General features: G+C 61.0%; 13 protein-coding genes and 1 pseudogene. 10 read left to right on the top strand and 4 right to left on the bottom strand.

What is annotated here, in order from left to right:
• The 7 genes and pseudogenes from phhA to AACS24_RS01970 form a co-directional block, all read left to right on the top strand.
• Positions 1-515 (top strand): annotated as a pseudogene (gene phhA, locus AACS24_RS02000) (phenylalanine 4-monooxygenase); the annotation flags it as partial.
• Positions 516-568: 53 nt separating this feature from the next.
• Complete coding sequence (locus tag AACS24_RS01995; RefSeq protein WP_108572202.1) at positions 569-907, top strand: 4a-hydroxytetrahydrobiopterin dehydratase; 339 nt, start codon at positions 569-571, stop codon at positions 905-907.
• A gap of 28 nt (positions 908-935) precedes the next feature.
• Positions 936-1,028: a 4a-hydroxytetrahydrobiopterin dehydratase gene (locus AACS24_RS01990; RefSeq protein WP_268884775.1), complete on the top strand. Its 93-nt coding sequence runs from the start codon at positions 936-938 to the stop codon at positions 1,026-1,028.
• A 134-nt stretch (positions 1,029-1,162) separates the two neighbouring features.
• On the top strand, positions 1,163-2,710 hold the full coding sequence (gene tyrR, locus AACS24_RS01985) for a transcriptional regulator TyrR (RefSeq protein WP_108572201.1): 1,548 nt from the start codon (positions 1,163-1,165) through the stop codon (positions 2,708-2,710).
• A 182-nt stretch (positions 2,711-2,892) separates the two neighbouring features.
• Positions 2,893-3,453, top strand: a complete 561-nt coding sequence (locus tag AACS24_RS01980) for a YfiR family protein (protein ID WP_108572200.1) — start codon at positions 2,893-2,895, stop codon at positions 3,451-3,453.
• Positions 3,450-4,691 (top strand): diguanylate cyclase domain-containing protein, encoded by a 1,242-nt coding sequence (locus AACS24_RS01975; RefSeq protein WP_108572199.1) that lies wholly within the window; start codon positions 3,450-3,452, stop codon positions 4,689-4,691. Before AACS24_RS01980 ends, AACS24_RS01975 begins: the two co-directional genes overlap by 4 nt.
• A 26-nt stretch (positions 4,692-4,717) precedes the next feature.
• Entirely contained in the window at positions 4,718-5,206 is a 489-nt protein-coding gene (locus AACS24_RS01970; RefSeq protein ID WP_033114675.1) for an OmpA family protein, read from the top strand.
• 79 nt (positions 5,207-5,285) lie between these two features.
• Here the strand turns inward: AACS24_RS01970 and AACS24_RS01965 are convergent, their stop codons facing one another.
• Positions 5,286-6,020, bottom strand: coding sequence for a TerC family protein (locus AACS24_RS01965; RefSeq protein WP_108572198.1), 735 nt, complete (start codon positions 6,018-6,020; stop codon positions 5,286-5,288).
• Positions 6,021-6,128: 108 nt separating this feature from the next.
• Here AACS24_RS01965 and AACS24_RS01960 point away from each other — a divergent pair, with 108 nt between their 5' ends.
• From AACS24_RS01960 to AACS24_RS01950, 3 genes are all read left to right on the top strand, one after another.
• Positions 6,129-7,244 (top strand): ATP-NAD kinase family protein, encoded by a 1,116-nt coding sequence (locus AACS24_RS01960; RefSeq protein ID WP_108572197.1) that lies wholly within the window; start codon positions 6,129-6,131, stop codon positions 7,242-7,244.
• A 99-nt stretch (positions 7,245-7,343) separates the two neighbouring features.
• Positions 7,344-7,622: a YfcL family protein gene (locus AACS24_RS01955; RefSeq protein WP_041210342.1), complete on the top strand. Its 279-nt coding sequence runs from the start codon at positions 7,344-7,346 to the stop codon at positions 7,620-7,622.
• A 97-nt stretch (positions 7,623-7,719) separates the two neighbouring features.
• Positions 7,720-9,384, top strand: coding sequence for an AMP-binding protein (locus AACS24_RS01950; RefSeq protein ID WP_108572196.1), 1,665 nt, complete (start codon positions 7,720-7,722; stop codon positions 9,382-9,384).
• Positions 9,385-9,497: 113 nt separating this feature from the next.
• Here the strand turns inward: AACS24_RS01950 and AACS24_RS01945 are convergent, their stop codons facing one another.
• From AACS24_RS01945 to AACS24_RS01935, 3 genes are all read right to left on the bottom strand, one after another.
• Positions 9,498-10,661, bottom strand: coding sequence for a trans-sulfuration enzyme family protein (locus AACS24_RS01945; RefSeq protein WP_108572195.1), 1,164 nt, complete (start codon positions 10,659-10,661; stop codon positions 9,498-9,500).
• A 139-nt stretch (positions 10,662-10,800) separates the two neighbouring features.
• Positions 10,801-11,844, bottom strand: coding sequence for an isopenicillin N synthase family dioxygenase (locus tag AACS24_RS01940; protein ID WP_108572194.1), 1,044 nt, complete (start codon positions 11,842-11,844; stop codon positions 10,801-10,803).
• A 447-nt stretch (positions 11,845-12,291) separates the two neighbouring features.
• Positions 12,292-12,900 (bottom strand): NAD(P)-dependent oxidoreductase (locus AACS24_RS01935; protein ID WP_108572223.1); only part of this gene is annotated, 609 nt, incomplete at its 5' end.

The following is a 12,900-nucleotide window of genomic DNA, read 5'->3' as shown; positions in this document are numbered from 1 at the left end:
CCAACCGCCAGTTCCCGGTCGCCACCTTTATCCGGCGGCGGGACGAGCTCGATTACCTGCAGGAGCCCGATATCTTTCACGAGATCTTCGGCCACTGCGCCATGCTGACCAATCCCGCTTTTGCCCACTTTACTCACCTCTATGGCCAGCTTGGCCTGCAGGCGAGCAAGGAGGAGCGGGTCTTTCTGGCCCGTCTCTACTGGTTTACCGTGGAGTTTGGCCTCTTGGCAACGCCGGACGGGCTTCGTATCTATGGCGGCGGCATTCTCTCCTCCATCGGCGAGACGGCCTATGCCCTTTCCGGCAAGCCGCTGCTGCAACCCTTCGATCTGCTGGAAGTGCTGCGCACCCCCTATCGCATCGACATCATGCAGCCCACCTACTTTGTGCTGCCCGCGCTCGATGCACTCTACCGGCTGGGGGAGGCGGAGATCATGAACGGGGTGGCACAGGCGCGCCAGCTTGGACTGCATACGCCGCGCTTTGAGCCGGTTGCAGGCAAGCAGGCGAGTTGAGTTATCCGTTATTTCACATCAGATATTGCACATTCAGAACAGAGGAGAGACCCATGACCGAACTGGCCAGCCAGCAGTGTGAAGCGTGCCGCGCCGATGCCCCCAAGGTGAGCGATGAGGAGCTGCGCGAGTTGATGTCGCTTATCCCCGACTGGCAGCCACTGGTGGTGGCGGGGGCGCTGCAGCTGCGGCGGGAATTTACCTTTCGCAACTTCAAGGAGGCGCTGGCGTTTACCAACCGCTTGGGCGAGCTGGCAGAGGCGGAGTTCCACCATCCGGCCATTTTGACCGAGTGGGGCAAGGTGACCGTCAGCTGGTGGACTCACAAAATTGGTGGATTACACCGCAACGACTTCATCATGGCGGCGCGCACGGATGAGCTGCTGAAGTGAAGAAGCCATCAATCACCGAGTGGGCGATATGGTAACGGTCAGCTGGTGGACCCACAAAATAGGTGGACTACACCGCAACGACTTCATCATGGCGGCGCGTACCGACCAGCTACTCAAATAAGCGGCAGCAACTGACTCGGGCCTGCCCGGCGAAAGCGGGGCAGGCCCGCATTTTTGTGGGCTAGCGCTCGCACTGGGGGGATCGAGTCTGTATTATCCGCTCATTCATAGAGTTAGCTAGGAAGTGTGTCCCGAATGCGTCTTGAAGTCAGCTGTGAAGACCGCCTGGGCCTGACCCGGGAACTGCTCGACCGCCTGGTGGAGCACAATATCGATCTGCGCGGCATCGAAATCGATACCTCAGGCATCATCTATCTCAACTTTCCCGAGCTGGAGTTCAGCGATTTTCAGCATCTGATGCCGGAGATCCGCCGCATTCCCGGCGTCTATGACGTCAAGACCATCCCCTACATGCCCTCCGAGCGGGAGCACCACGAGATTGAAGCGCTGCTTAAAGCGCTGCCGGATCTGGTCTTCTCTCTCGATGCCAAGGGCAAGGTGACCCAGGCCAACCAGTCGGCCCTCACCACCCTCGGCTTGCCGGTGGAGGAGGTGCGCGGCGTGGCGCTGGGCTCGCTGGTCAAGGGCTTCTCCTTCAGCCGTTGGCTGGAGGCAAGCGACATCCGGCCGCAAACCTGCAAACTCAGTTTCAATGGCGAAGAGTATCTGGCGGATCTGCTGCCGCTCTTTGTCGATGAACAGAAGGGCAAGCAGGCGCTGGCGGGCGCCGTGGTGGTGCTCAAATCGGCCCGTCGGGTTGGCCTGCACTTCAGCGCGCTCCACGCGGTGGAGGCGGGGGGGGTCGAGCATCTGCAGGGTGAGAGCCCCAAGATGAAAGAGGTGCTGGCGCAAGCGCGCAAGCTGGCGATGCAGGATGCCCCGCTGCTCATCGTCGGCGAGACCGGTACCGGCAAGGAGCTGCTGGCCCGCGCTTGTCACGGTGCCAGCCTGCGCTCCAGCCACCCCTTCATGGCCCTCAACTGCGCCGCCATGCCGGATAATGTGGCCGAGAGCGAGCTGTTCGGCTATGCCCCCGGCGCTTTTGGCAACAATACCGAGGGCAAGCGCGGCGTGCTGGAGCTGGCGAGCGGTGGCACCCTGATGCTGGACGAGATTGGCGACATGTCGCCCCACCTGCAGACCAAGTTCTTGCGAGTGCTGCAAGATGGCGTGTTCCGCCGGGTCGGTGACGAGCAGGAGGTGAAGGTCAATGTGCGTTTTATCTGCACCACCCAGAAACAGCTGCTCGATCTGGTGAACGATGGCTCCTTCCGCGAGGATCTCTACTATCGCCTCAACGTGCTGAGTCTGGCGTTGCCGCCGCTGCGTGAGCGCAAGGCGGATGTCATGGTGCTGGCCCAGCAGTTTGTCTCGCGCTTTGCCAGCGAACTGCAGCGTCCGCGCCCGCGCTTTACCCGCAACATGGCCGACTATCTGACCGCTTATCGCTGGCCGGGCAACGTGCGCCAGCTGCGCAACTGCCTCTATCGTGCCATGACGCTGCTGGAGGGGGACGAGCTTGGCCCCGAGCAGATCGATCTGCCGGTAGCGGCCGATACGGCGCCGCTTATCGACGAGTGGTTCGAAGGGAATCTCGACGATGCGGTGAAGCGCTTCGAGAGCCAGCTGCTGGCCCGGCTCTATCCGGCATTTCCCTCGACCCGCCAGCTCGCCAAACGACTGGGTGTGTCGCACACCGCCATCGCCAACAAATTGCGGGAGTACGGGATCAGCAAAAAGTGATACCCTGCCCGTTGAGGTGACCAGAGAGCCCGTTGCAAAACGGGCTCTCTGTTTTTATTTACAGCTCTGTCAGCTGAGTCTCACGTCAAGGCTTGTCAGGCTGTTGTCCGGCCACTTACTATCTGAGTTTATGTACCCGAACCGCGCTGCTGCGGTGTTGTAGAGGCGCCTATCCCCTGATCATGTCGTCACACTTCTCATTCCGACTCGTCGTTGCGCTGCTGGTGCTGTTGCCCGGGCTGGCTTGCTCCCGTGCCGCGCTTGCCGAAGCGCAGACCACCGCAGAGAGTCGGGCCAATGCGGTCAAGGAGCTGGTGCTCGATATTTTGAGCTACACCCGCTGGCCAAAGGAGCCGCCGGTGCTGCATCTGTGCATCGCCGCGCCCACTGAATATGCCGGTGTGCTCTCCACCATTACCCGGCAGGGCAACGGCCGGCCGGTGCAGGTCAATCGTTATGAGGTGACGGATCCGGCCATTGCCGGCCAGTGTCATGTGCTCTATCTGGGGGTGATGGACGAGTCAACCCGGCTGGCGCTCTTCTCCCGTTTGAAGGGGCATCCCGTTCTCAGCATCAGTGAGCATAATCCGGAGTGCAGCAGCAGTCCCGTCTTCTGTCTGCAGCCAGACAGCCGCAGCGGGCGGCTGCGTTTCAAAGTGAATCTGGATGCGCTGGCGCTCAGCGGTGTGCGGGTGCACCCGGCCGTGCTCAAGCTGGCCATGGCTGATCGGGGGGTGCCATGACGCCATCGTCTGATCGCCATGACGCGCGGCTGACCCTGCGTCAGAGCCTGGGGCGCACCCATCTGGTGACCGCCTTTACCTCGGCCTGTGTGGCGGGGATCCTGCTGACCCTGACCGCCCTGCTGGTGATGCGTTTTTACGCCGACCACAATCTGGAGCTGGTGGCACGCGCCATCAGCTATACCACGGAAGCGGCTGTGGTGTTTCAGGACGAAGAGGCGGCGGGTGAGGCGCTGCGGGCCATTGCCGAGCGCGAGGAGGTGGCCGAGGCGCGCATCTATCTGCCCGATGGCACGTTGCTGACCAGCTGGTCGCGCACCATGAACACCCCGATCGCCGAGCTGGAGGGTTATCTTGCCCAGTTGATCCTGCCCGGGCCGGTGCGCGAGCCCATGTTGCGTGGCAGCGAAAAAATCGGTGAGGTCGAGCTGATCGGCCATGGCGAGTCACTGCTGATCTTCCTGATTGCGGTGCTGCTGGTGATGCTGATCTGTCTGCTCTTGAGCGCCATGGGGGCGCTCTACGTGGCGGGGCGGATGCAGGTCTCCATCATAGGTCCCCTGCGCGAGCTGGCCCGGGTGGCACATTCGGTACGCCGCCAGCGTACCCTGGGGATGAGGGCACCGCCCGCCGGTATTGTCGAGCTCAACGAGCTGGGGGATGACTTCAACTCCCTGCTGGACGAGTTGCAGGCGTGGCAAGCCCATCAGGCGCGGGAAAATGCCAGCCTGCTCCATCAGGCAACCCATGATGTGTTGACCGGACTGCCCAACAGGGTCCTGTTTGACGCTAGACTGGCGCAGGCCATCACCGAGGCTGAACAGGGTGAGGGGGACTTTGCGCTGCTTTACCTCGATTGCGATCGCTTCAAACAGATTAACGATACCCTGGGCCACAACGCCGGTGACGATGTGCTGATAACCCTGGCAAGGCGGGTGGAGCATCAGTTGCGGCCGCAGGATCTGGTGTGCCGTCTGGGGGGGGATGAGTTCGCCATCCTGCTGAGCCCTGTGCATCTGCAACAGGATGTGGAGGAGGTGATCAACCGCATTCAGCAGGCGATGAGTGAAACCGTGGTATTGCGGGATGGGCAGCAACTGGTGGCTGGGATCAGCATCGGTTATGCCATTCATCAATCCGGGGTCAGTGCCAGCGAGCTGTGCGAGCTGGCAGACAAAGCCATGTATTTGGCAAAACGTGCGCGCCGCGAGGAGGTGGATGCCACCGAACCGGCGTGAATTGATGTCGTTAAGGAGACATAACAATGAAAATATCCCTCTCCCTCAAGACCTTGCTGCTGGGGTTGCTCTTCTCTCTGCTGGCAGGTTGTCAGAGTGCCCCGAAGGGGCTCACCCCTGAACAGCTGGCGGTATTGAAGGAGCAAGGTTTTTATCTGACCGACGAGGGTTGGACTCTGGATCTGGCCAACCGGGTGTTGTTTGCCAACAACGTCGGGGAGCTCAATCCCCAAACTCGTCAGACCGTGGAAAAGCTGGGCAAGGTGTTGCTTGGGGTCGGCCTCGACAAGGCGCGGGTTGACGGTCATACCGACAACACCGGCGAGAGCAGCTACAACCAGCAGCTCTCCCTGAAGCGGGCCCAGTCGGTTGCGGATGTGCTCATCTCGGTCGGGATGAACCCTGCCAATCTGGAGGTCCGTGGTCGCGGCGAAACCGCGCCGGTGGCGGACAACAAGAGTGCTTCCGGACGGGCCGAAAACCGCCGGGTGGCCATCGTTATCGCCAACCAGTAAGCGACTGTCCTGCCAAGCGTGCCGTGTGCATAGCAAAAGAGCGCCCAAAGAGGCGCTCTTTTTGATCCGGCCGGCGAGTTTATGATTCGCTCTGCTCGTTGGCGTCGGTGTGTTTGCGCAGGCGAATGTTGATCATCTCCACCACCAGCGAGAAGGCCATGGCGAAGTAGATGTAACCCTTCGGAATGTGCAGATCCATCCCCTCCGCCATCAGGGCGAAACCGACCAGGGTGAGGAAGGAGAGGGCCAGCATCTTGATGGTGGGGTGGTTATCGACGAAATCGCCGATCGCCTTGGCGGCAAACATCATGATGAAGACTGCGATCATGATGGCCAGCACCATGACAGGGACGTGATCAGCCATGCCGACGGCGGTGATCACCGAATCCAGACTAAAGACGATGTCGAGAATGGCGATCTGGATCAGGGTGCTGATAAAACCGGAGGCAGCACCTGCCACCTTTTCCGGCTCGGCAGCCCCCTCAAGGGTGGCGTGGATTTCGTGGGCACTCTTGCCGATGAGGAACAGGCCCCCCAGCAGCAGGATGAGGTCGCGTCCGGAGATGGCCTCGCCCAGCACGGTAAAGAGCGGATCCGTGAGGCGCATGACCCAGGCCAGCGAGAGCAGCAGCAGGATACGGGTACCCATGGCGAGCCCCAGACCCAGAATGCGCGCTTTTTGACGCTGCGCCTCCGGCAGACGGCCGACCAGAATGGAGATGAAAATGATGTTATCGATGCCCAGCACGATCTCGAGCAGGGTCAGGGTGGCGAGCGCTACCCAGGCAGAGGGATCCAGAACCCATTCCAGCATGATTGAACCTTGGTTGAAAAAAAGAAGCGGAACATTTTAGCAGGGGAGAACCGCTTGTCCCAGTGGGTCGAAAAGATAAAAATGGTCGTCATCGCAAGGGAGGAGTGCATGTTTCGATTAGGGCTCATCATAAATCCGGTCGCCGGGATTGGCGGCGCAGTGGCGCTTAAGGGGAGTGACGGCGTGGTGGCCGAGGCGCTGGCTCGCGGCGCCGTGCCCAGAGCGCAGGAGCGTACCCGTCAGGCCCTGCTGCCGCTGTGTGAAGTGACTGCGCCGTTCGAGCTGCTGACGGTAGCTGGCGACATGGGGGAGAATGTGGTGCATGAACTGGGCTTGCCGCACCGCATCGTCTATCAGCCGGCCGGGGAGAGTACCTCTGCCGCCGATACTCGCCATGCGGCAGAGCGGATGCGCGACGCGGGTGTCGATCTGCTGCTGTTTGCCGGTGGCGATGGCACGGCGCGGGACATCTGTGCGGCGGTGGGGGACTCCTGCCATGTGCTGGGGATCCCGGCTGGCTGCAAGATCCACTCCGGCGTCTACGGGGTGACCCCCGCCGCCAGCGGGCGGGTGGCGGCGAGGATGATTGCAGGCGAATTGCTCAGCCTTATCGACGCCGAGGTGCGCGATATCGACGAAGAGGCGTTTCGCGCAGGCAAGGTGCGGGCTCGTCATTATGGCCAGCTGCTGGTGCCCGGCGATCTGCGGTACGTGCAGGCGGTCAAGCAGGGGGGACGGGAGTCCGAAGAGCTGGTGCTGGTGGATCTGGCGGCCGGTGTGGTCGAGCAGATGGAGTCCGATACCCTCTATCTGATGGGCTCTGGCAGCACGGTGGCAGCCTGCATGGCAGAGCTGGGTCTGGAAAATACGCTGCTTGGTGTGGATCTGGTGGAAAATGGCAGGCTTATCGGGCAGGATCTCAGCGCCGCCGAGATCCTGACCCGGATCCGTGGCCGTCGCTGCCGGCTGATCATTACCCTGATTGGCGGACAGGGACATCTGTTCGGGCGCGGAAATCAGCAATTGAGTCCTGAGGTAATTCGGTGTGTCGGGCTGGACAATATCCAGGTGCTGGCAACCAAGAGCAAGCTGGCTTCCCTTCAGGGGAGACCACTCCTGGTCGATACCGATGAGCCGGAATTGAACCGGGCGTTGAGTGGTTATCTGCGTATAACCACGGGATACAAGGATCAGGTCATCTACCCGGTGGCCAGCCCGGAATAGGACGCCATGGACGCTGCTGGCCTGGCGCCAGAGAGCTGCATTCAACCCGAGTGCGGTTCCATACCCCCGAATTATTTGCCGCAAATGAGGCTGCGTTACATGACGATTCACGATTTTGAGCACAAGTTGTTGGGACTGATCGACGGCATGGTTGCTACCGCGAGCGAAGATGAACTCTTTGCCGGTGGTTACCTGCGAGGCCATATTTCGCTGGCGGTCGCCCGTGCCGAGCTGGAGGGCAAGACCCTGGTGCGGGATGTCAAAAGCTATGTGTTGCGCAGCCTCAACGAGGCGATTTTGCAAGGCGAGCTCTCCGAGCAGGACGAGCAGCTGGTGCAAGCCATGTGGATTCGTTTGCAACAACAGGCAGAAGCTTGATCGGATACACATTTCAAACTGAAGTTTGAGTTTATTCTTCCCTGAAGTTAGTGAAAGGTTAATAATAAGTTTCGCCTTTTGTTTCAGGGATTAAACTATGGCTTCAGCCTCACGTATTGCCAAAAAACTGCCGCTCGAGATGCTCTATCACTGGGAGCGGCAGTGTCCTGATCGAACCTATCTGCGTCAAACCATCAACCGCGAATATGTCGATTTCACCTGGGGTGAAGTTGCTGATGAAGCGCGGCGCATGGTGACGGCCCTGCGTCATCTGGGGCTGGTTGCCGGCGATAAAGTGGCGCTGCTTTCCAAAAATTGCGCCCAGTGGTTTATCGCCGATCTGGCGATGCAGATGGGGCAGTATGTGAGCGTGCCCATCTATCCGACTGCCAACGTCGATACCATCGAATATGTGCTGCGCCACAGCGAGGCCAAGGCGATCTTCGTTGGCAAGCTGGATGACTGGAAGAGTCAGGAGGCTGGCGTACCCGCCGATCTGCTGCGCATCGCCTTTCCCTACGACACCATGCCGGCCAGTTACCAGTGGGATGATCTGCTGGAAGCACACGAGCCCATCCCGGACAGCCCGGTGCAGGAGCCAGACTCCCTGCTGAGTCTGGTCTATACCTCCGGCAGTACTGGCAAGCCGAAAGGGGCCATGCTGACCGTCGAGCGTTATGCGTGGTCGTGCGAGAAGCTGGTGGAGACGGTGAGCCTGACCCAGTCTGATCGCGGTTTCTCCTACCTGCCGTTGGCCCACATCACCGAGCGGGTCTACATCTACGGCGGCAGCCTGTTTGGCGGTGCCACCATCGCCTTTCCCGAATCCCTCGACACCTTTGTCGAGGACGTCAAGCGCTGCCGTCCTACCGTATTTATCTCGGTGCCGCGGCTGTGGGCCATGTTCCGCATCAAGATCCACGAGAAGCTGCCCCAGAAGAAACTCGAACTGCTGCTCAAGATCCCGCTGGTCTCCAGCCTTATCAAGAGCAAGCTGAAAAAGGGGCTGGGGCTGGATCAGGCGCGGGTGTTGGGCTGCGGTTCGGCGCCGGTCTCCCCTGCGCTGCTTGAGTGGTACCTGAGCATCGGTCTCCAGGTGACCGAAGCGTGGGGCATGACCGAGAACCACGCTTACTCCACCATCAACTACCCGTTCCGTGCCGACAAGATAGGTACCGTCGGCAAGGCGGGGCCCGGGGTGACCATCAAGATCTCCGACGAAGGAGAGATCCTCTGTCGCTGTGAAGGGATGATGGTGGGTTATTACAAGGATCCCGAGCACAGTGCCGAGGCCATTGATGCCGAGGGGTGGCTCCATACCGGCGATATGGGCAAGCTGGACAGAGAGGGTTACCTCACCATCACCGGTCGGATGAAGGATGTGTTCAAGACTGCCAAGGGCAAGTATGTGGCGCCGGTGCCCATCGAAGGGATGCTGGGGCAGGAGCCCATCATCGAGCAGCTTTGCGTAATCGGTTATGGCATGCCGCAGCCGGTGGCGCTGGTGCAGCTGGCCGAGAGCGCAGCCAAAGGGAATCGGGAGGAGGTCAACGCCAGACTGGAAGCGGCGAGGGTGCGGGTCAACGATCAGCTGGAATCCCATGCCAAAATTCGCGGTATTCTGGTGGTGAAGACCCCCTGGAATATCGAGAACGGCGTGCTGACCCCCACCATGAAGATCAAGCGCCACCTGCTGGAGCAAAAATATGCCCATATCGGGGATCGCTGGCCCTCATCGCAAGTGGTGGTGTGGGAGGAGTAAATCCCGCATTTTCAACATCGCGACAAACAACAACGGCCCTTGATGGGCCGTTGTTGTGTTTGGGGGTTATCACTCGCCGCTATTTGGCGGGCAAGTGAGAAACGAGCTCCCGGTTAGATCTGCGCCAGCGCAGCGGCCAGATCGGCGATCAGATCGTCGGCATCTTCCACCCCGATACTGAAGCGGATCAGATCGTCATTGACCCCGGCGGCGAGGCGGCTCGCCTCGTCCATGGCGGCGTGGGTTGTACTGGCCGGATGGCAAGCGAGACTCTCGAGATCGCCCAAGCTTACCGCCTGCACGAACAGCTGCAGGTTATCGAGCAGGGTGGCGCAGCGTTCAAACCCTCCTTCAAGTTCAATGCTCACCATGCCGCCAAAGCCGCTGGCGAAGGCGCCGAGGGCGTCGTGGCCCGGATGGCTGGCAAGGCCCGGGTAGATCACCTTCTTCACCGCCGGATGGGCGGCCAGGAACTCGGCCACTTTCTGCGCGTTGTGCAGATGGGCATCCATCCGCAGGGGCAGTGTCTTGACCCCGCGCTGCAGCAGGTAGGCCTCCTGCGGGCCGATGGGGGATCCGATATGTTTGAGGGCCACGGTGCGCACTGATTTCATCAGCTCGTGAGAGCCCGCCACTACCCCGGCGATGATGTCGCCGTGGCCGCCCAGATATTTGGTGCCGCTGTGCATCACCACATCGACCCCGAGCTCCAGCGGGCGCAGCAGGTAGGGGGTGAGGAAGGTGTTGTCACACACGGTAATGGCCCCCACCTTGCGGGCTGCTTCTACCACCAGCCGCGGATCCACCACCTTGAGGGTGGGGTTGGTCAGGGTTTCGAACAGTACCACCTTGGTGGCGGGGCGGATATTGGCCAGCAGATCCCGATCGCTCTCGTAGGCGGTGACCTTGATGCCGGCGCGGCTGAAGGTCTGCTTGAGAAACGCATCGGTACCGCCGTAGAGCGGGCCGATATAAGCCACCTCATCGCCGCTGTCGGCCAGCGCATACATGATGGCGCTCACCGCCGCCATGCCGCTCGCCACCACCAGCGCCTCGTCGGCTCCTTCGAGCGCTGCCAGTTTCTGCTCCAGCTCGGCGGTAGTGGGGTTGCCAAAGCGACTGTAGATAAAGCCGGGGGCTTGACCTGCAAAGCGCTCCTTGCCCGCCTGGGCGTTGAAGTAGCTGAAGGTGCTGCTCTGGTAGAGCGGGGTGGTGAGTGCGCCGGTCTGGGGATCGATCCGCTGGCCGCTGTGTACGCTCATGGTCTTGAATTTCATCGTATTGCTCCGTGATGGCCAGGCTCTGGCCATGACTTGTTGTGTTTTGTTGTTCGTCGTTTGTTGTTCGTTGTCAGAGCGGGTATATCCATGCTGTTTGTGGCTTATGCATATACCAGCCTGCGGATCTTTGCGCTGCTTAGGCCGGTATCGCTTCGCTTTCAGTGTGCAGGAGGCGAGCGGGTTCCACCGGCCCATAGTGACGTGCCGCCACATCCGGGTGGGAGCGCAGCCGCCCCTTGAGTACGTTTTCCCCTACCTGATAGAAGAGCGGGTTGGTCGGGTCACTCTCCGGCCCTTGCGCCTGCGCTGCCAGCTCGGGGGAGAGGGTGAGCAGCGGCACGGTGGCATCGAGCCGAGCCGCCATAAAGAAGGCGCAGGAGAGGCGCGAGACGCCGGGCGGCGGGCTCACCACCCGATGCAGGGTCGCCTTGAGATAGCCGTTGGAGGCCAGCTCCAGCAGCTCGCCGATATTGACCACCAGCGCTCCCGGCAGGGGCGGCGCGGAGATCCAGCCGTCGGCCGTCTCGACCTCAAGTCCTGAATGATCGTCCTGCATCACCAGGGTCAGGTAGCCGGGATCCTTGTGGGCGCCGACCCCCTGACTGCTGCCACCCGCCTCTTGCCCCGGGTAGTGAATGAGCTTCATGTGCTGGTAGGGGGCGCCGCTGATGCTGTCGTCAAACACTTGGGCCGGTTGCTCCAGCACCTCGGCAAAAGCGGCCAGCAGGGTGAGGGTGATATCGCTCAGCCGATCTTGCCATGCCAGCAGATGGGCTTTCATCTCGGGCAGGGCGGTCGGCCACTGGTTGGGGCCGATCAGCCGCTGCCAGGGTTCATGGATCTGCGCCGCAGGCAGAGCCTGTGCCTCGTTCATGATATCGAACTGCTCCCGCAGATCCGGCCGCTGGCGGGTCAGCTCGGCACCGACCCGGTTGTAGCCGCGAAAGTGGGGGCTGTTGACCATCTGTACCGCCAGCTTCTCCTGCTCCGGCAGGGCAAAGAAGCGCTCTGCCTGCGCCAAAGTTTCCCGCTGCTCGGCGTCGCTCAGGCCATGTCCTGTCAGATAGAAAAAGCCGACGTCACGGGCGGCCGCGGCCAGTCTGGCCAGCATAGGGCGACGCAGGTCGGGTGCCCCCTTGAGGGCAGCCAGATCGATGATCGGCAGTGGTGAATGTTCCATGTGCACCTCCTCACTCTTTCGTTATCTCTGGCGCCATCTTTTGCCCTGCCGCCAGTGTGGGCAGGCCTGATGAGTGGCAAACGGGATGGCGCGACAATGTGGCGGTATGCGCTTGCGGTGTGGCGCCATCTGGAATGAAGGGGATGCTACTGTTCGGTGTTATAAGACGGAAACAACAAATTATTCTTAGTTATATACAAAATTCGAAATGGAATTCGGCGCTTGATGAGCTGACGGGTTTTTGCACAGCGATTGCGGGTTCAAGGGGAAATGATGAGAGATAGAGGGGGCAACCAGAGACAAGCCGTCAGCGGCAAAATGACCAAAACAGAAAATGGCCAAAACAGAAGGGAGGCGGATGCCTCCCTTCTGGTTGAGCGGGTGTTCACTTGACCGGGAGCGCAGGCGAGTGACCGCGCATCTCTGGCCTTAACCGCCTGTTGGCTCTCAGTAACCCAGGGTAAAGCGCTGGCGCAGGTGAGCCGATTTTTCCACCTCGTTCAGCACGCCGTCGGCCAGATCGCCAGCAGTGATCCCGGCAGGCTGTTCGCCACTAAAGAGCACCTGATCGCCACCAATCCGATAGCCGCCGCGCTTCTCGCCCGGTTCGAGGAACACCGGGGGAGAGACAAAGCGCCAGTCGAGGGCGGTTTCACGACGCAGGGCGGTGAGACCGTCGCGGGCCGCCAGTGCCCCCTGTTTCCACTCGGCCGGAAATTCCGGGGTATCCACCAGTTGCACGCCGGGGGCGACCTCCAGACTGCCGGCACCACCTACTACCAGCAGCCAGCTGTTGGCTGCTTTGGCTGCTGCGACAATCGCATTGGCGCCTTTGAGGTACTGGTCGTAGATATCCGGTGTGGTCCAGCCCGGGTTGTAGGCGCTGATCACCCGATCGTGCCCCTTGAGCACCTCGGCCAGCGCTTCAGGATTTTGGGCATCTACCGCCACGGCGGTGACCTGTGGGTGTGTGGCCACTTTGCTGACATCGCGGACGATGGCGGTGACGTGATGGCCGCGGCTGACGGCCTCCTTCAGAATGGCTGAACCGACAAA

Origin of the sequence: Aeromonas sp. HMWF016 (assembly GCF_963878195.1) — a bacterium.
GTDB lineage: Bacteria > Pseudomonadota > Gammaproteobacteria > Enterobacterales > Aeromonadaceae > Aeromonas > Aeromonas lacus.
The sequence above is the reverse complement of the archived record's forward strand: the minus strand, read 5'-3'. Positions and strand labels throughout refer to the sequence as shown.